At 55.0% G+C, this 19,525-nt stretch carries 16 protein-coding genes and 1 tRNA gene; 7 read left to right on the top strand and 10 right to left on the bottom strand.

All coding sequences use genetic code 11. The features are described 5' to 3' along the window. Position 1: 1 nt before the first annotated feature. Both bcsQ and bcsO read right to left on the bottom strand, forming a co-directional pair. Positions 2–805, bottom strand: coding sequence for a cellulose biosynthesis protein BcsQ (bcsQ, locus tag L2097_RS18160; RefSeq protein ID WP_047372685.1), 804 nt, complete (start codon positions 803–805; stop codon positions 2–4). After that, positions 796–1,380 (bottom strand): cellulose biosynthesis protein BcsO, encoded by a 585-nt coding sequence (bcsO, locus tag L2097_RS18155; RefSeq protein ID WP_047372684.1) that lies wholly within the window; start codon positions 1,378–1,380, stop codon positions 796–798. Before bcsO ends, bcsQ begins: the two co-directional genes overlap by 10 nt. Positions 1,381–1,953: 573 nt before the next feature. Between bcsO and L2097_RS18150 the strand changes: the two genes are divergently transcribed. Then, entirely contained in the window at positions 1,954–2,865 is a 912-nt protein-coding gene (locus L2097_RS18150; protein ID WP_047372683.1) for a LysR substrate-binding domain-containing protein, read from the top strand. On the opposite strand, the gene L2097_RS18145 is transcribed toward L2097_RS18150, so the two are convergent. Further along, a complete protein-coding gene (locus L2097_RS18145; protein WP_085005043.1) occupies positions 2,857–3,675 on the bottom strand; it encodes an oxamate carbamoyltransferase subunit AllH family protein in 819 nt (272 codons plus the stop codon). The genes L2097_RS18150 and L2097_RS18145 overlap by 9 nt on opposite strands. 239 nt (positions 3,676–3,914) lie before the next feature. Here L2097_RS18145 and L2097_RS18140 point away from each other — a divergent pair, with 239 nt between their 5' ends. The 6 genes from L2097_RS18140 (at position 3,915) to L2097_RS18115 (ending at position 10,585) form a co-directional block, all read left to right on the top strand. Further along, a complete protein-coding gene (locus L2097_RS18140) occupies positions 3,915–4,577 on the top strand; it encodes a cysteine hydrolase family protein (protein WP_047372681.1) in 663 nt (220 codons plus the stop codon). A gap of 67 nt (positions 4,578–4,644) precedes the next feature. Then, positions 4,645–6,192 carry an acyl-CoA synthetase FdrA gene (fdrA, locus tag L2097_RS18135; protein ID WP_250353431.1) on the top strand — a complete coding sequence of 516 codons (1,548 nt, stop codon included), beginning with the start codon at positions 4,645–4,647 and terminating at the stop codon, positions 6,190–6,192. Between the two features lie 3 nt (positions 6,193–6,195). After that, positions 6,196–7,596 carry a YlbE family protein gene (locus tag L2097_RS18130; RefSeq protein WP_047372679.1) on the top strand — a complete coding sequence of 467 codons (1,401 nt, stop codon included), beginning with the start codon at positions 6,196–6,198 and terminating at the stop codon, positions 7,594–7,596. Beyond that, positions 7,589–8,542 (top strand): carbamate kinase, encoded by a 954-nt coding sequence (locus L2097_RS18125; protein WP_047372678.1) that lies wholly within the window; start codon positions 7,589–7,591, stop codon positions 8,540–8,542. Before L2097_RS18130 ends, L2097_RS18125 begins: the two co-directional genes overlap by 8 nt. Before the next feature lie 29 nt (positions 8,543–8,571). Then, complete coding sequence (locus L2097_RS18120) at positions 8,572–8,967, top strand: allophanate hydrolase-related protein (RefSeq protein ID WP_250353430.1); 396 nt, start codon at positions 8,572–8,574, stop codon at positions 8,965–8,967. A 19-nt stretch (positions 8,968–8,986) separates the two neighbouring features. Next, the gene (locus tag L2097_RS18115; protein WP_250353429.1) at positions 8,987–10,585 is read left to right on the top strand and encodes a regulator; all 1,599 of its coding nucleotides are present in this window, start codon (positions 8,987–8,989) and stop codon (positions 10,583–10,585) included. Between the two features lie 131 nt (positions 10,586–10,716). Here the strand turns inward: L2097_RS18115 and dppF are convergent, their stop codons facing one another. The 7 genes from dppF to eptB form a co-directional block, all read right to left on the bottom strand. Beyond that, positions 10,717–11,727 (bottom strand): dipeptide ABC transporter ATP-binding subunit DppF, encoded by a 1,011-nt coding sequence (gene dppF, locus L2097_RS18110; protein ID WP_047372675.1) that lies wholly within the window; start codon positions 11,725–11,727, stop codon positions 10,717–10,719. After that, positions 11,724–12,707, bottom strand: coding sequence for a dipeptide ABC transporter ATP-binding protein (gene dppD / locus L2097_RS18105; protein ID WP_047372674.1), 984 nt, complete (start codon positions 12,705–12,707; stop codon positions 11,724–11,726). The genes dppF and dppD overlap by 4 nt, the downstream gene beginning before the upstream one ends. A gap of 10 nt (positions 12,708–12,717) precedes the next feature. Then, complete coding sequence (gene dppC / locus L2097_RS18100; protein ID WP_047372673.1) at positions 12,718–13,620, bottom strand: dipeptide ABC transporter permease DppC; 903 nt, start codon at positions 13,618–13,620, stop codon at positions 12,718–12,720. A 9-nt stretch (positions 13,621–13,629) separates the two neighbouring features. Next, entirely contained in the window at positions 13,630–14,649 is a 1,020-nt protein-coding gene (gene dppB, locus L2097_RS18095; protein WP_039080198.1) for a dipeptide ABC transporter permease DppB, read from the bottom strand. Between the two features lie 168 nt (positions 14,650–14,817). Further along, positions 14,818–16,425 carry a dipeptide ABC transporter periplasmic-binding protein DppA gene (dppA, locus tag L2097_RS18090; protein ID WP_047372672.1) on the bottom strand — a complete coding sequence of 536 codons (1,608 nt, stop codon included), beginning with the start codon at positions 16,423–16,425 and terminating at the stop codon, positions 14,818–14,820. A 1,084-nt stretch (positions 16,426–17,509) separates the two neighbouring features. Further along, positions 17,510–17,586: transfer RNA gene (locus L2097_RS18085), tRNA-Pro, on the bottom strand. 90 nt (positions 17,587–17,676) lie between these two features. Further along, complete coding sequence (gene eptB / locus L2097_RS18080) at positions 17,677–19,359, bottom strand: kdo(2)-lipid A phosphoethanolamine 7''-transferase (RefSeq protein WP_047372670.1); 1,683 nt, start codon at positions 19,357–19,359, stop codon at positions 17,677–17,679. Positions 19,360–19,525: the final 166 nt, after the last annotated feature.

Below are 19,525 nucleotides of genomic sequence, written 5' to 3'. Positions count from 1 at the left end.
ATTAGAAGCCAGACATTTTCGGTTTACTGTGAACCGTGCCGTCTCCGATTTTTACGCCTAAGATTCCGGCGACTCTTTTTGCAATGAGTTCGATATCGAATGCAGCGGCGGATGCAGGACTAAAGTCGAAAACCGATTGCTGCGAGGCATTCGCTTCTATGACGCTTTCATCACGATGAATAACGCCCAGGAGCTGATTACCTAGTTTCTGTTCCATAAATGCGGTGACATCCCGGCTGACCTGACGACGGTTATCACTCTGGTTGAGCACAAAATAGTGGCCCGCTTTTCGATTGAGGACATCGCCGGTCAGACGATGATTTTCAACGTGAGGTAACAGGGAAAGAGAGGCCGTATCCGCCTGCATGATGACCAGATGCAGGTCTGCCAGACGCGACATGGCTTTTAATGCAGCAGACGGGCCGGGAGGAAAATCGGCCACGATGATCAGGCCCGGATAATTCAGCAATGTGTTGAGGCCACGAATCAGAAAATGTTCGTCATTCGTCAGACGTTCTTCGAATATCAGGCGTTGCTCTTCGCTGGCTTCGCCATAAGGCAAGACAAAGATATTTCCGCCTGCGGTCAAGACAAACTGGCTCCAGTCCGAGGATTCTGCCGCTTTGGCGACAAAACCGCGCTCGTCAGAGAGAGGGACGCCAAAATGCAGACGCAGCGCGTTCTGCACGTCAAAATCCAGCGCAAGAACCTTGCTGCCCGATCGCGCAAGGGCATAAGCCAGATTAGCCGTGAGCGTCGTTTTCCCAACACCACCCTTCGGTGAACAAACACAAATCAACGGCATGAAGCGATCCTTTCTAGCAAAGATTGTAAAGGTTGGTTTTTTTCGACCGTGGGTTTTGCTTCTGTCGCTTTCGTTGCAAACAGCCGGGAATAATCAGCAGACTCTGTCGCAGACGAGGCAGGTGAGTTCGTTGCCGCGGGTAAAACCGGCTCAGCCGCCTGCCGGGCCGCAGGCGCGGCGGGTGCCGTCGATTGCGACGCAAGTTGTTCGGCAATATCACGGAAAATAGACGGTGCGGTCGCCGCCGGGATCTCTGCATCGACAGGTGGAAGTACGCTTTCGTTGCTGCTTTCGGTACTTTCGCTATTTTCGCTGCTGTCGATACTTTCCGGGATTTCGACGATCTCATGGCGTTCGGCGCTCGCAAACACATCCGGCGCGATAGCCTGGGGTTGCGGTAGCGAAACATGACCACCCATCGCCAGTTTCGACGTCTCAGATGCAGGAGCGAGTTGATTCATGATCGCCCAACTTCCATGGTCAGGAGAGAGGTTCTGCGCCGACAGATCCTTGAATTCGTATTTTTGGTTGCGGGTCTTATCCTTAAACCTCTGCAAATCATCATAATGGTTCATGGCTATACTCATGATTTACAAAAAAACTATATACCCACCACCTGCATAACCTGAGCGATCAGTTATTGGTAGATTCGTTTTATAATTAGGCTGCTAACCTGTCATGTGGGTACGTAGAGGCTTTGGCTATTAACAATTCGCCTTATTATCGCGTGGCTAAATTACACCAGTGCTAACACGCTGTTTATTTCAAGCAAATATATAAAGTTCAGCTGTACACATGCTATCTTTTTTTTCTCTAAAAATCATTAAAGTAGTTAATAACAATTTGCTGCATTGAACCTCAACATAAGAATCATCTTAATGTGGATAACTAACATAAAACCCCAAATAATAGACGCTACACAGAGCTTTACGCCAGTATGAATAGTAATCATTTTAATTATTGGTTACCTGTAGAAATATTTAGAAATAATTATTTGATTTAGTTCCAGGATAAAAAACGGCAACTCACTATAACTGTGAGAATTAACGCAACCCACCTGTTTTTAGCAGGGACCCGACGAGCAAGCTGGTCTGGACGTATGTAATGCGTTAAACAATAACAACGCGCTATCCGGCAAGGGAGACAGCATGTTGATTAGTGCACAAGCATTGAATGTGATTATCACCATTGCACGCTGCGGTAGTTTCGCCGCAGCCGCAGAGGAACTGCATAAAGTACCCACGGCGCTCAGCTATACGGTCCACAAGCTGGAAAGCGAATTGGGACTCAAGTTATTCAAACGCCTCGGGAAACAGCTGGAATTAACAGAGGCTGGCCATTATTTCATTAGTAAGGGGCAGATTATCCTGGCGCAACTGGACGATCTCCAGTTCGCGACCCAGCGTATTGCCGCCGGGGTAGAGACGCGTCTCAATATTACCCTTAATAATATCGTCAGCCTGCGGCCGATTTACACGCTACTGTCAGAAAGCGAATTGCTTTTCCCACAAACCGAAATTCATATCGCGATTGATGTGCATGATGGTGTCTGGGATGCCCTACTGGAAAAACGGGCGGATATTGCCATTGCCGCGCCTAACCAGGTCGCATTACCCGGAGAAATTTGCTGTCTGGAGATAGGCACGGCCGAATGGCTATTCGCCATCGCGCCCGATCATCCTCTTACCACCATTCATCGTCCGCTGCGTGCCGACGACCTGCGTCGTTATCCCGCGGTTTGCATCCCGGATACGTCGGTAAAACTGGAGCCCAAAGTCGCCTGGCAATTGCGGGGGCAAAAAGCGGTGGTCGTACCTGACTATCATGCAAAAATCACAATGCATCTCAAAGGGCTGGGCATAGGTTTTCTGCCGCGCCACATCTGTCAGCCCTATATTGATGACGGCCGACTCGTCCACCTGCATGTTGAAGAGAGCAAGCAACCGACGCCGCTGTTTCTGGCCTGGCAAAGCAGACCGCCGCGCCCCTGTTTTAACTGGTGGTTGCAGCAGTTAAAACAGCCGGACGTGCAGAAAGGGTTATTTACGGCGTTAAGCTAAGGCGTGCGCTGCCGTGAGAATGCCCGTCAGCATATCGTGACCCGAAGAGTGCCCGTAATCGGCGACGCGGGCGATGGCCTGCGGCCATGTTTCGCTGTTGCCTGTCGCCAGCGCCAGTAACTGGGCGCTGTAATGACTGTCGCAGCCCTGCTCCAGCATGGCGCGGCTAATGTCGGTCGTACGATCGAGTAATGGGGGTAGCGCCGCGTTTAATGCTGCCGCGCGCACAAAACGCCAGTGATTCAATACCAGCGACACGCCCAGCAGGAAATCATCCCCGGCGGGGGTAAGCCCCTCCCCCCAACCAATAAAGCGCATAAGGAGGGCATTAAGCTCCCCTTCACCAGTTCGCAACCAGTGCACCAAAGATATCTGCGCGCGCATTAACGTAGCGTCCGTTTGCAACGCCTGGCGAATGCCTTTTTCCGGCTGATGGCTAAAAAAGGCTGCAATCTCTGCCGCCAGACGCCCCAGTATGTGTACATCGCCACAGGGTTCGAGTCGGGTGGAAACGGGTACGGCTGAGCGCAGTTCAATATGCGCTTTTGTGCCGCACAGGCAGGTCTCGCCATGCCAGTACAGCCTTTCCCCGACGGTAAAAAAAGGGCGTAAGTCAGCGCAGTCGGTCACTATACCCGCCGGGGCGAGAGGCATGCCACGCGCCTGCACTACCCACAGGCTCCCTTGCGGCGTTTGTATGTTACAGGCGCGCTGAAAAACTGAATGCACCCGAACCCAGGAAACCGTCGGGAACCCGGGTAATAACGCATCGCAAAATTGTGTCGCCACAACGTCCCGCCCTGAGCTCATTTTCACTCCCGTCAATAGGTGCGAGGTCACAAATCCGCTATCTTGTTTTTGGCGATTTTTTTATCCCAATCCGACGCTTGTACACCTAAAGCCTCGCCAATACACGATTTACGCATTATGGCGTTTTCGCGTACCGATATGCCTCATATTTTTTGAGGTTCAGGCAGAAAACCTTTTTGCGCACATGGCGTTATCACTCCGTACACTCCAGATAAAGGCGAATTAACAAGGTGACGTTTATGCGCTCGATTAAAGCCCAACCTTTTGACTTTCAGTTCGATCCCGCCACCACCGCACTCGTGGTTATCGATATGCAGCGCGACTTTGTTGAGCGCGGCGGTTTTGGTGAAGCCCTTGGCAATGACGTCTCCCTCGTTCGCCGGGCTATCGAACCCTGTGCCGCATTACTGAAAAGCGCGCGCGAGGCGGGTCTGCTGATTATTCATACCCGGGAAGGCCACCGTGATGACCTCAGCGATTGCCTGCCCGCCAAACGCACCCGTGGCGGCAAAACCTTTATCGGCGAGCCAGGACCGATGGGCCGAATTCTGGTGCGGGGCCAGCCGGGTCACGACATTATTCCCGAACTCGCGCCACGGCCCGGCGAGCCGGTGATTGATAAGCCAGGCAAAGGGGCGTTTTACGCCACTGACCTGCATCTCATTCTGCAATCTCAGCGCATCTCCTCGCTCATTATTTGCGGCGTCACCACCGAAGTGTGTGTGCAGAGTACCGCCCGTGAAGCCAACGATCGCGGCTATGAGCTGGTGATACCAGAAGATTGCTGTGCCTCTTACTTTCCGGAATTTCATCAGGCGGCGCTGGCGATGATCAAAGCCCAGGGCGCCATTGTTGGTTGGGTGAGTCATTCAGCGGAGGTCATTGCGGCACTGCGCCCGTGATACGCCGGCAGACCGATACCACGAAGTAAGCAGCAAAGTAAGTACCGTTTTTGCCCGAGGATAAAAGATGACACTGCACTATCAATGTTTCCCGAACCTGTATAAGGACTCCGTTTCCCTTATGCAGATCTCCGCCAGGCTCAACGCGCTGGATGGGGTAGAACAGGCATCTGTCGCGATGGCGACCCCGGCTAATATTGAACGCATGCGTGATGCAGGCCTGGACATTGTCATCGACGCGCGTCCTAACGATCTGTTAATTGCACTGGAAGCCAGCGAAGCCGCTGCACAAGCGGCGCTGGAACTCGCGGCCTCATTACTGCGCCCGTCTACAGTAGAGCCTGCCTTCGGCACGACACACCGTATACCGGTCAGTATCGCCATGGGCCTGCATGATGCGCTGGAGGCCAATTTTGCCCTGATTTCTGTGCCAGGCCGCTATGCTGCCGCCGAAGCGTTGAAAGCGCTGAGCAGCGGTCTGCACGTGATGATATTCAGCGATAACGTCCCGGAAGAGCAAGAAGCGGCCATTAAGCGTTACGCCAGTCAAAACCAGCTGTTGGTCATGGGGCCAGATTGCGGCACCGCCATTATCAACGGTCTGCCGCTGGGCTTTGCCAATGTGGTACGGCGCGGGGCCATTGGTCTGGTGGCGGCATCCGGGACAGGACTACAAGAGGTCAGTTGCCATATTCACCATCTTGGCGCTGGCGTGTCGCAGGCCATCGGCACGGGCGGACGGGATCTGCACGAGGCAATCGGCGGTCTGAGCATGATTCAGGGAATCACCCTGTTAGCAGAAGACCCTGAAACACAACTTATTGTTCTTATTTCTAAACCACCAGCACCAGGGATTATGCAAAAAGTACTGGCCTGCGCACGCCAGTGTGAAAAACCCGTCGTCGTCCATTTCCTCGGCGCCGACGAGCACTGTTTGCAATATGAAGGCGTCATACCCGCACTCAGTCTGCGTCACGCAGCGGAGATTGCGGTAGCCACGTTAGAGGGTCAAAAGGCGCCCAAAGAGACCAACACCAGGGAATCTCTCCTCGTCAAAGCCCGGGATAGCATCGGGGCAATGGCGGCACAACAAAAAGACATTCGCGGCGTTTTCGCCGGCGGCACATTCTGTTACGAAGCACAACTCGCCCTGCTGGCGGCGGGGTTGTCCTGTGAATCCAACGCCCCTGTCCGTGGGGCCACGGAATTACGCAACCGTCAGCAGGGTACCGGCCACAGTCTGGTCGATATGGGGGATGACGAATTCACCCAGGGCCGCCCGCATCCCATGATTGACCCTGAACTGCGCAACGCGCGCCTGTTGTCGGAAGGTCGCGATCCCACCACGGCCGTCCTGCTGTTTGACATCGTTCTTGGCTACGGCGCCAGCGCAGATCCTTGCGCCACGTTGTTGCCCGTGCTGGATACACTGCGACAAGAAGCTGCCCAGGACAGGCGACACATTCTGCTGATTGCTCACGTTTGCGGGACCGAAGGCGATCCTCAGAATCGTCAGCAGCAAATTGAACGATTAGAACAGGCTGGCGTTCTGGTGGCGGACAGCAATATCGAGGCCGCGCGACTGGCGGCTTTTGTAGCCCTTCAACGGAAATAGATTATGACGACGTTATTTCAACAACCGCTCAGCGTGCTCAACCTGGGCCTGGAGAGTTTCGCCAATAATCTGCGTGATGCAGGAGGGGATGTTTTGCATCTGCAATGGCAACCCGCAGCATTCGGTGACGAAGAGGCTAACTGGATGTTGGCGAAATTAATGGCGGATACCCGCGTGGATGCGGCAAATGACATCGCGTTGCAGCGCTACCTGGATGCGCAACCGGTGCTTATCGGAATCAGTACAGCGCAGGAAGCGATTCCGGCGCTGGCAACAGAACGTAAAATTCTGCATGCAGGCCCGCCCATCGCCTGGGCAGAGATGTGTGGCCCAATGCAGGGGGCGATTGCCGGTGCGATTGTGCTCGAAGGCTGGGCCGACAACGTTGAGCAGGCCATGCGAATGGCGGCACATGGCGAGGTCGCGCTGGAACCCTGCCATCACCACCACGCCACCGGGCCAATGGCGGGGATTATCAGCCCCTCCATGCCGGTCTGGATTGTTGAGAATAAAACGCATGGCAACCGGGCCTACTGTAATTTCAACGAAGGGCTGGGGAAAGTGCTGCGCTTTGGCGCCAACCACGAGGATGTGCTGACCCGCCTGCGCTGGATGGCCGATGTGCTGGCGCCTGTGCTCAGGCAAGCACTTGCCATGAGCGGCGATATTGAACTCAAGCCCATGATTGCCCAGGCGCTGCATATGGGTGATGAATGCCATAACCGCAATGTCGCGGCCAGCGGGTTGTTCTTTCGCCGCCTTGCCTCCCATCTGGCCCGTCTTGAAAAGGGCCCGGAAGTGCTGGAGTTTATCGCGGCCAACGATCACTTCTTTCTGAATCTGTCCATGGCGGCCTGTAAATCGATGCTTGATGCCGCCAGTGATGTCCCGCACAGTTCAATGGTCACCGTGATGGCACGCAACGGCGTCAACTTCGGCATCCGTCTTTCCGGGACCGGCGATCGCTGGTTCCAGGCGCCGGCAAACCCGGTTGATGGTCTGTTTTTTCCGGGTTTTGGTATTAACGATGCGGCAGCAGATCTGGGCGACTCCGCCATTACGGAAACCGCAGGCATTGGCGGGTTTGCCATGGCGGCGTCACCGGCCATCGTTAAATTTGTTGGCGGCACGCCGGCTGATGCAGTGAGACACAGCCAGGCCATGCATGAAATTACCTTGACCACCCAGCCGGCGTTTACCCTTCCGGCCCTCAATTTTGTCGGCAGCGGCTGCGGCATTGACGCGCGACGCGTTGTCGACAGCAATATTCTGCCCATCATCAATACCGGCATCGCCCATAAGCTGGCGGGCGTCGGACAAATTGGCGCGGGCATCACCACCGCACCGCTGGCCTGCTTTATTGCCGGGCTGACGGCACTGTCGCAAGGGGACGATCGTGTGTAGCGGTAAGGTTGCTGTCGTCGCTGTCGGCGGCAACGCACTGATCCGCTCGCCGGGCGAAAATGCGCTTGAGCAGCAATATGAAGCAGTAAAAGAGACGGCCAGCCATGTGGTGGCGTTGATTGCCGCTGGCTGGCGTGTGGTATTAACGCACGGCAACGGCCCACAGGTGGGGTTTATCCTGCGCCGCAGTGAAGTCGCCAAAGATGCAGCGCCCACCGTACCGCTGGAATATGCTGTTGGCGACACGCAGGGCGCGATTGGCTTTATGTTCCAGAACGCGTTGAGCAATGCCCTGACGGCGCGGGGTTTTTCCGCTATCCGCGTTGTGGCGCTGGTGACGCAAACCCGTATTGACCCAAACGATCCGGCATTCTCAGCGCCGGATAAACCTATCGGCGCCTGGATGGACCACGAAACGGCAACGCGTCTCGCGAAAACGCAAGGCTGGCATATTGCCGAAGATTCAGGACGCGGCTGGCGACGTGTTGTCCCCTCCCCGGCGCCGCTGGAAATTATCGAGACCCCCATCATTCGCGACCTGCTGGCACAAAACGTACTGGTGATTGCCTGCGGTGGCGGCGGTATTCCGGTCTGGCGCGATAGCGACGGCACGCTGATTGCGGCGCAGGCCGTTATCGATAAAGACCGCGCCTCTGCGCTATTAGCCTGTGAACTGGGAGCCGGGATGCTGCTCATCCCGACGGGCGTCGAACAAGTAGCCGTCAATTTTGGTTCACCGCAGCAGCGCTGGCTTAGCCAGCTTTCACTCACCGAAGCAGAAGCGCTGCTGCAAAGCAGCGAATTTGGCGCGGGCAGCATGGCCCCGAAAATTGAAGCCATGCTGACTTACTTGCGCGCTCAACCGCAGGGGCTGGGCCTGATTACCACGCCGCAGGGCATTTCCCGTGCGCTAAGCGGCAATGGCGGCACCCGTTTTACTTGCTAATACTGATTCGCTTTTCAGAGCAAAATACCATGATAAATAATAAGATTTTACTCGCCGTTAATGGCACATTAATGCGTGGCCTTGTGCTTAATCCTAATATGATTGCTGCACAGGCTGAGTTTGTTCGTGAAGACACTACCGCCGCTTGCTACCGCTGCTGGAGCATAAATGATAACCACCCTGGCATGATTCGCACACCCGGAGAGGGCGGGCAGATTGCGCTGGAAATTTGGGCCGTGCCGCCTGCCGGGCTCGGGGAGATTCTGCAAAAAGAACCGGCCGGTTTATGCGTTGGCAAAGTGGAGTTAAGTGACGGTAGTGAAGTACTGGGTGTGCTGGCCGAACCCTGGCTGGTGAAAGGACAAAAAGAAATTACCTCTTTGGGAGGCTGGAGAGCTTATACCGGCCACTTTATGACAGCTTGATAACGTCAGGAGTAGGATCATGGCGCAAGGAAATTTCGCTCATCGGCCACAGCTTTGGGTCGCGGGCGATTTAAATGCTTTTTTTGGTCTGTTCACGAATGTGTTATTGAATGTGCTGGTGCTCTCCGGGCTGGCACTGTACGTCGCGCAAATCCCGGCAACAACGGTTTATGGTCGTATCCTGCCTGCTCTGGGCATCGCACTTCCCCTCGGAAATCTTTTCTACGCCTGGCTCGCCTGGAGATTAGCCCGGCGCGAAGGCCGCAATGATGTTACTGCCCTGCCTTACGGCCCCAGCGTGCCGCATATGTTTATCGTGGTCTTTGTAGTAATGCTGCCTACGTTGCTGATTCATAAAGACTGGATGCTGGCGTGGAAGCTGGGCCTTATCTGGGCAATGATCGTCGGCGTTATCGTTCTGCTCGGCGTCGTCGTTGGCCCGACCATCCGGAAATATACCCCGCGAGCCGCCATGCTGGGGACGCTGGCCGGGATCGCGATTGCCTTTATCGCAATGCGCCCGGCTTATCAGATGTTTGATACGGCATGGATTGGCGTTATCTGCTTCGCCATTATCCTGCTCAACTGGGTCGGTAATGTGCGCCTGCCGTTCGGTTTGCCGGGCGGACTGGCGGTGGTTATCGTTGGCTGCGTGTTGGGCTGGGGAGCCACGCTGCTGGGCCTGAGCGACATTATGAACCCGGCCGCAGTAAAAGAAGCGGCGGGCAATTTTGCGTTACACCTGCCTTCCATTACCGGCGATGTGTTCAGTGTGCCGTCGGAGCTGGTCTGGCCGCTACTGGTAACGGCTATCCCCCTGGGTATCTTCAACTTCACCGAAATCCTGAATAACGTGGAGTCGGCGGCAGTAGGCGGCGACAGCTATAACCTGCGTGCGGTGCTGGCGGCAGATGGCGTGGGGGCGATTGTCGGTGCGCTGCTCGGCTCGCCGTTCCCGCCTGCGGTCTATATCGGTCACCCCGGCTGGAAAGCGATGGGGGGACGTATCGGTTATTCAATGGCGACCGGTATTGCGATGGCGATTGTCTGTTTTCTGGGGCTTACTGCCCTGCTGTTGTCGATCATTCCGCTGGTCGCGATTGTGCCGATTCTGCTGTTTATCGGGCTGGTGATTGGTGCGCAGGCATTCCAGGTGTCGCCGAAACGTCATGCGCCAGCCATTATTCTGGCGCTGGTACCCAATATTGCGGAATGGGCGAAAACGCAGGTCGACGGCGCACTGAATGCGGCAGGTGCCAACACGGTGAATCTGCCTGCTGAGGTGATAGCCAATATGGCCAATAACGGCGTGCTTTATAACGGTATGGCAACCGCTGGCGGGGGCGCCGTGCTGGCGGGGCTGATGATGGCGGCAATTGCCGCGTTTATCATTGACCGTCGCTTTAACTGGGCTGCTGTTTATGCCGCTGCTGCCACCGTGCTCTCTTTCTTTGGTTTTATTCACGGGCATCAGATGGCGGTTAACGCCTCGCCGACGGTGACCTTCGCCTATGCGGTGGTGACGTTGATGCTGACCTTCCTCGCCTGGCGTCAGGTGCGCGAGCAGGGCAAGCTGGACTGGTCGCCGATTGATAACGACAGTGAGCCGATGCGCTGAATCCAGAACCGACAGTCCCCGGTGGCGCTGCGCTTACCGGGGCTACGAGCGGTAGCCCGGATAAGCGTCAGCGCATCCGGGAAGGCATAAAAAAACCGGAGCGCATGGCTCCGGTTTTTCATTTCAGCGCGTTATGCCTGTGGCTTCTCGCCGTTTTCATCCTGATCAACCGCGAAGCAGGCAACCAACTGGCCGCCGTAGTCTTTCAGCTGCGGCTGCAACTGGGTGCAGGGGCCAAAGCGACGACGGCAGCGGGCGTTGAATGCGCAACCCGGCGGTGGATTCAGCGGGCTGGGCAGCTCGCCGGTGAGCTTGATGCGCTCGCGGCGATCGTCCGGGTTCAGGCGCGGCGTCGCAGAGAGCAGCGCCTGGGTGTACGGATGACGCGGATTGTTGAAGATCTGGTCCTTGGTGCCTTTCTCCACGCAGCGGCCCAGATACATCACCATCACTTCATCGGCAATGTGTTCCACCACCGACAAGTCATGGGAGATAAACACGTAGGACAGCCCCAAATCCTGCTGCAAGTCCATCATCAGGTTCAGCACCTGCGCACGGACAGAAACGTCCAGCGCGGAGACCGGTTCGTCGGCGATCACCACGTCCGGGTCAAGCATCAGGCCACGGGCAATAGCGATACGCTGACGCTGACCACCGGAGAACATATGCGGATAACGGTCATAATGTTCAGTTTTCAGGCCGACTTTCGCCATCATCGCCAGCGCTTTCTCACGACGCGCTTCCTTGCTCAGGGAGGCGTTAATCAGGAGCGGTTCTTCCAGAATCTGTCCCACTTTTTTGCGCGGGTTCAGCGAACCGTACGGGTTCTGGAACACGATCTGGATTTTCTGCCGACGCAGTTTCTGCGCATGTGGATCGTGTTTCAGCAGATCCTGCCCCTGATAGTACAGCTCACCGCCGGTCGGAGTTTCGATCATCGTCAGCAGACGGCCCAGCGTGGATTTACCACAGCCGGATTCGCCTACCACTGCCAGCGTTTTGCCGCGTTCCAGGGTGAACGATACCCCGTCCAGCGCTTTTACCAGGCGTTCCGGGGCAAACAGCCCCTTCTTCACCGGGTAATGTTTTTTCAGGTCGATAGCCTGCAACAGCGGTTGCGTGGCGGCCTCGTGCGTACTCATAGTGTGGGCCTCCCGGCATCATCGAGTGGGTAATGACATTTCGACTGGCGTCCGCCATCGACGGTGTTCAGCGCAGGCTCTTCGGCGCGGCATCGGTCCGTTGCATAGGGGCAACGCGGATTGAGCAGACAGCCATTCGGGCGGTCATACTTACCGGGAACCACGCCCGGCAGCGACGCCAGACGGGCTTTATCCTGCGCAAACTCCGGCAATGCGCGCAGCAGTGCCTGGGTATACGGATGACGCGGCGCGCGGAAGATATCTTTCGCCGCACCGGTTTCCACTACCTGACCTGCATACATCACAATGATTTTGTGTGCCGCTTCGGCCACCAGCGCCAGATCATGGGTGATCAAAATCAGCGCCATGTTCTCTTTTTGCTGTAGCTCCAGCAGCAGCTCAATAATCTGCGCCTGAATGGTCACATCCAGCGCGGTGGTCGGTTCATCGGCAATCAGCAGCTTCGGCTGACACGCGATGGCCATCGCGATCATGACACGCTGGCTCATCCCACCGGAGAGCTGATGAGGATACACGTCCAGCCTTGATGCCGGGTCAGGAATACCGACCTGGTTAAGCAGGTCAATCGCGCGCTGGCGACGGGTGTGCTTATTGCCACCCTGATGCACTTTGATCGCTTCCATAATCTGGAAACCGACGGTGTAGCAGGGGTTCAGGCTGGTCATCGGATCCTGGAAGATCATCGCCACTTCGGAACCCACCAGACTGCGGCGTTCTTTTTCCGAAATGCGTTTCAGATCCTGACCGTTGAACTCCAGATGCTCTGCCATCACGCGACCGGGGTAATCAATCAGCCCCATGATCGCCAGCGAGCTGACCGATTTACCGGAGCCTGATTCACCCACGATGCCAACCACTTCACCCTGATTCACGCTATAGCTAACGCGGTCAACGGCGCGGAACTCGCTGCCTTCGTCGCCGAAATGCACCGATAGTTTATTTACATTTAATAACGCCATCTCGAACCTCTTACTGCTTCAGTTTGGGGTCGAGCGCATCACGCAGGCCGTCACCCATCAGGTTAAATGCCAGCACCGTCAGCAGGATCGCCACACCCGGGAAGGTCACGACCCACCAGGCACTTTGCGCGAACTGCAACACGTCGGAGAGCATGGTGCCCCACTCCGGTGTTGGCGGTTGCGCACCCATGCCAAGGAAGCCGAGGGCGGCCATGTCGAGAATGGCGTTCGAGAAACCGAGCGACGCCTGAACAATCAGCGGCGCCAGGCAGTTAGGGAAAATATTGACGAACATCTGACGCATCGCGCCCGCGCCCGCCACGCGGGAAGCCGTGACGTAATCGCGGTTAACTTCCACCAGTACCGCAGCACGGGTAAGACGCACATAGTGCGGCAAGGCGACGAAGGTGAGCGCTAACGACGCGTTGACTATCGAGGGACCGAATATCGCCACCAACACCAGTGCCAGCAACAGGCTCGGCAACGCCAGCATGATGTCGACGACACGCATGATAATGTTATCCACAACGCCGCCAAAGTAGCCTGCCACCAGACCGAGGATAATCCCCATGATCAGTGACAGCACCACCACCAGACAGCCGACCAGCAGCGACAGGCGCGCGCCAAACATCAGACGCGACAGGGTATCGCGACCTACGTCATCAGTACCCAGAATGTGCGACCATGTGCCGCCATCCTGCCATACCGGCGGTGCCAGCAGGGCATCGCGGAACTGATCCGCCGGGTTATGCGGCGCCAGTACGTTCGCGAAAATGGCGATAAGCAGCATCAGAATCACGTAAACCAGACCAACGACCGCGCCTTTATTACGTTTGAAATAGTGCCAGAACTCCTGCAGCGGGGTCATCGGCACCGGTGCAGAGATAACTTTATTTTCAGTAACTTGTGACATGATGGCCCCTTACTTCTTGTGACGAATACGCGGGTTCACCACGCCGTAGAGCAGGTCGACCAACAGGTTGACGAGAATGATCATCGTCGCGACCAGCAATACCCCACCCTGCACAACCGGATAATCGCGGCGTTGCAGCGCGTCGATTAACCAGCGGCCAAGGCCCGGCCAGGAGAAGATGGTTTCCGTCAGGATCGCACCTGCCAGCAATGTCCCGACCTGCAGACCGATAACGGTCACCACCGGCAGCATCGCATTACGCAGCGCGTGGACGATGATAACGCGCATCCGGGTTAACCCTTTGGCGCGCGCGGTGCGGATATAGTCTTCACCCAGCACTTCCAGCATCGACGAACGGGTCATGCGCACGATAACCGCCAGCGGGATAGTCCCCAGCACAATGGCAGGCAGAATCATATGCGCCAGGGCATCGATAAAGTTACCCTGTTCGCCCCAGATAGCCGTGTCGATCAGCATAAAACCGGTGAGTGGGTTACTGTCATCCAGGAACACCATGTCACTGACGCGCCCGGATACCGGCGTCAGATTCCAGTGTACCGACACCAGCATGATCAACATCATGCCCCACCAGAAGATAGGCATAGAGTAACCGGTCAGCGCGAGGCTCACGGCGGTATGATCAAAAATGGAGCCACGCTTCACAGCGGCCATTACGCCCACCGGAATCCCGACAGCCACAGCAAAAATCATGGCGCAGACGCCGAGTTCCAGCGTCGCTTTAAAACGCGGTACGAACTCGTCCCACACCGGAAGACGGCTCTTAAGAGAGATCCCTAAATCACCATGCAACACGCCCCATACATAGTTGACGTATTGCTGCCACAGCGGCTTGTTGAGACCAAGCTCTGCCAGCAACTGGGCATGACGCTCAGGAGAGATACCACGCTCACCTGCCATGATCATCACCGGGTCACCGGGAATCATATGAACGAAGGCAAAGGTGAGAAGGGTGATACCGATAAACGTCGGGATAACTAGCCCCAGACGTCGGAGGATGAACTGCAACATAACCCGGATTCTCTGTAGTGACGCATGCACCTGGCGGTAGTGCGTCTGTATTGCTCACACATGTTTGGGTAAACGGGAAAATCCCCTCTACCCAGGCCTTTTCCCGGAGGAATAAGGAACAAAAACCCTCCCCCCGGAAAGGGAGGAGGGACTCAGGCATCGTGCCTATTATTCAACTGACACGTTTTCGAAGTGGTGTTTGCCCAGCGGATCAACCACATAGCCTTTGACTTCTTTACGCACCGGCTCATACACGGTGGAGTGAGCGACGATCAGTGCCGGAGCCTGGTCATGCATCACTACCTGAGCCTGTTTGTACAGTTCAACACGCTTGTTGTGGTCATCTGTTGCGCGCGCCGGCTGAATCAAGTCTTCAAACGGCTTGTAGCACCAGCGAGAGTAGTTGGAACCGTCTTTCGCCGCAGCGCAGCTGAATAGGGTAGCGAAGAAGTTATCCGGATCCCCGTTGTCACCGGTCCAGCCCATCATCACAGCCTGGTGCTCACCGGCTTTCGCACGTTTCAGGTACTCGCCCCACTCGTAAGTGACGATCTTGGCCTGAACACCGATTTTAGCCCAGTCAGCCTGAATCATCTCAGCCATACGGCGAGCGTTCGGGTTATACGGACGCTGTACCGGCATCGCCCACAGTTCAACGGTGAAGCCCTGCTCGTGGCCGGATTCTTTCAGCAACTGTTTCGCTTTCTCAACGTCGTAGGTGTAATCCTTAACGTCGTCGTTGTAGCCCCACATTGTCGGCGGAATCAGGTTTTTCGCGGCAACGCCAGCGCCCTGGTAAACAGCTTTGATGATCGCTTCTTTATTTACCGCGTAAGTCAGCGCCTGACGTACTTTCACGTCATCGAACGGTTTCTTCTCGGTGTTGAAAGACATGTAACCGACGTTCAGGCCAGCCTGTTCCATCAGGTTAATGTTTTTGTCTTGTTTCATACGAGCGATATCAGCCGGGTTCGGGTACGGCATAACCTGGCACTCGTTTTTCTGCAGTTTGGCATAACGTACGGAAGCGTCAGGCGTGATGGAGAAGACCAGGCGATCGATCTGCGGCTTGGTACCCCAGTAACCTTCAAACGCTTTGTACAGAATGCGGGAGTCTTTTTGGTACTGTTGCAGCTGGAACGGACCGGTACCAATCGGATCCAGGTCCACTTTGTCCGGCGTGCCGGCTTTCAGCATGTTGTCGGCATATTCTTTGGACAGAATAGACGCGAAATCCATAGCCAGGTCTGCCAGGAACGGAGATTCCGGACGGGTCAGCACGAATTGAACGGTGTTGTCGTCGACTTTCTTCACTTCGCTAATCAGGTCTGGCAGGCCCATACCTTCAAAGTATTCGTAGCTGCCGCCAGAAACTTTATGGTACGGGTTCTGGGCGTTTTTCTGACGATCAAAGGAGAATACGACGTCGTCCGCGTTGAATTCACGCGTCGGTTTGAAATCTTTGTTGTCCTGCCACTTCACGCCTTTACGCAGGTGGAAAGTGTAGGTTTTGCCATCGGCGCTGATATCCCACTTCTCAGCAAGACCCGGAATGACCTCAGTAGTACCGGTTTTGAACTCAACCAGACGGTTATAAATCGGCACAGAGCTGGCGTCGTAAGTAGTACCAGAAGTGAAAAGCTGTGGGTTAAAGCCTTCAGGCGAGCCTTCTGAACAATAAACCAGGGTTTTTGCCTGCACGCTGGCCGCCACAGTCATAGCCACCAGGCTAAGACCAAGCTTCAGCATCCCTGACTTCTTCAAGGAAATACTCATTATTCTGCTCCAATGTGATATGTGTTGTTACCCTTGCGCTGGGTTATCCGACAGGCCGTTATTAGATTTTTGCCTGGACTTATCGGAAGTTATGAGAGACGGGAAATCCTTTCACGAGATTGACTGAGTTGCAGTGCAGATTCTCCATGAAATGCCCCTCATGCCCTACAATCTGTCAATAGAATGTCAAAACGTCAATACAGGTAACGGGGATTTACATCGTTGATGAGAATCAACAAACAAAGTTAAAAAAAACTTCAAGCCGCTATTTTCAGCAGGTAAATTTGTGCTATGCCGTTTTGAGCAGAATAATAAGCTTGAGAATCATCTGAGGTTGGTGTTTAACGTTTGAGCAGATTATGAAAAATTTCTTGCAGAATGCTGAATATATGAGCGATTAATACCGCGAACGTTAAAACGCACAGCGTAAAATGCTAACCCTATCCATAAGCAACGCGAAAAAAGATCGAACTATATATAAAAAAATACAATGGATTATGTCACAAAACCGTGACGCGGCAGGGTGAAATAAGGTTATGGAACGGTAACAGAAGCGGATGGTTTTCCCCTAACCGTCTCTCCAGGGAGTGAGGAGAGAAGATTCGGTGCGCGCCAGCATAAAATGGCGGATATCTGCCGCCATACAAAACACCAGGCGAACACTAACTTTCCCCCTCTCCCTTGAGGGAGAGGGATCCCCAGTAATATTTCGTTTTACAGCGATGACAGGGTCCGGCTGAAAATCGATGAGGCGTTGACGGCTGACCGGGGCCGCCCGCAGGGAAGCGGGCGGAGGGGATAGCCTGCAAGGACGCAGGCTGGTCCCCGACCTGACAGTCAGACGACATAAGCCTCATGGACCGCGCCAGCGGCGATTTTCCTGGCCGGGAGCCCGGGTCGCCAGGGTGGCGGCGGTGAGCCGCCCTGGCACGTTCACGGGTTCTGTCGCTATAGAAAAGCAGAGAACATCAGGTGAACGGAATGACCACCAGAGCCGCATTTTCCCCCCGGCGGCGCTTTGCTTGCCAGGGCTACAAAACCCCAGATGCAAAAAAGCCTGCTCGTTGAGCAGGCTTTTCGAATTTGGTCGGTGATAGAGGATTCGAACCTCCGACCCCTTCGTCCCGAACGAAGTGCGCTACCAGGCTGCGCCAATCACCGAATGCGGGGCGCATCTTACTGCCACACACCCCGACCGTCAATCCCTTAATGTAAAAAAGCCAACTGACTGGCGAGAAAGCCGCCAGTGCCTCAATTTACCTTGTCGGAAGGTAGATGGCACCAGTTGTTATTTTCATTTATCCCGCCGTTTGGCGAGGTATATCCCAGGCAACCCATAATGGTGTCGTACAGTTCAACATGCCGGCGCGGCACCTTCATATCCGCTTGTTGTTTCAGCTGCGCAAACATCTTTGCCTTATCCGGGTTTTGCAGATATTTGTCTGACATCCACACCATCATCGGTACGCGGAACTGCTCCGGCGGCGCCATCTTACGCGGCGTACCGTGCAAATGTTCCTTCTCATTAATCGACTCACCGTGGTCTGCCGCATAGAAGATGATGGCTTTTTTATCGCGCAGTTTGTCGATCACGCTGTCGATAAAATAGTCCACATAGGTGACAGAGTTATCGTACGAATTAATCAACTCTTCTTTACTGCATTTATCGTCCACCCCAACACACTCCGGCGTCCACTGTGCAAAGCTACGCGGATAACGCTGGGTATAGTTGAAGTGCGAACCTTTGGTATGCAGGATAATGAGATGCTTGCCCTGCTTGTTGCTATCGAGCGAATGGTGTAACTCATCAATTAACAGCATATCGTCAACGTTCTTACCCCGGTTCCGCGGTTCCGCACCAATCTGTTCACGATAGGCAATGTTGTCTGCCATTGTGTTGCTGTAAAACCACATCTCGCTTTGCATCGCATACAGATCGGAAGAGAAGCCCATCTGTTTGAGCACGGAGAAGACGTTCTGCTCTTTTATCGTGCGCTGGGGATTATCCTCCGCCCCGCCTTCACGTACAAACATACAACGCAACGACAGCTTGGTGGCGGTATCACATGAGTAACCCCGGAAAGCGACCAGGTTCTTCTCCTGTGCAAGCTTAGGCGTGGTATTACGCGAGTAACCGAGTAACCCCATGTGATCCCAGCGGGTTGTTTCACCGATGATAAACACCACATAAGTGTCATTGATGTCGTCCGGCGCGACATAGCTGAATTTCGCCGCCGGGTTGAACAAGGAGCGATGATCCGACGACTCGTCCACCTGCGCCCAGGCGTACAAACCCAGCGCAGAAAGCCAGTTGGAAGGCAGATAGGAGTTCGCGACCACGCCGCCATAGCTCGGCATGTCCACGCCTGAGGTCCGTTCTTCTTCCTTTTGCTGCAGATCCAGCAGGCGGATTGGCCCCCAAACCAGCAGCGCGGCCATCACCACCAGCGCCACACTCTGCATACGGTGACCACGGGTACGCAACTGACGTAACAGGGTATAGCGACAGCGGTTATTCCAGATAGACAACAACGGCATCACGCTGACAATCGCCACCCAGGCAAAGAGTTGCCAGCCCACCACCTCTTTGGAGAGATCGATGTCAGTGGTCATCACCGAAGCGATAATGCCATAGCCAATCACCACATTCAGGAAAGTCATGTAATAGCTGGCCGCTGCTGAAAACAGCACCACCAGCGATGCCAGTACACGCCAGGCACGGCGTCCGAATAATGAGAGCACACGTAATAAAAAGAAAGTCGCCAGGACAGTGGCAACCAGTTCGACAACCGCAGAGAGTCCTTTCCAGACGGTGAACGCTTGCGCATAACCATCAAACCGACGGTAGAAAACTGCGCTATTCATAAACAAGCCAATATACAACGCCAACAGAAAACTCAGTTTCTGCTGAGTCATCGTTTTTATATAACTCATGCAAGCAACCCTGGAAAAAGGGAAAACAGCACCGTTCAGCGCGCATAGCAGCGCCGATCGGGCATTAAACGCAAGGGAAGTTAATTGAGGAACTTCTTAAGCGCGGATAAGTAGACCACAAGGGTGAGAAAAAGTGTCTGTCTGAGTTGTGATCCGGTCATACATT

Source organism: Citrobacter sp. MNAZ 1397 (assembly GCF_023613995.1).
In the GTDB taxonomy this organism is placed as follows: domain Bacteria; phylum Pseudomonadota; class Gammaproteobacteria; order Enterobacterales; family Enterobacteriaceae; genus Phytobacter; species Phytobacter ursingii.
This window is presented reverse-complemented; position numbering and strand designations above follow the sequence as displayed.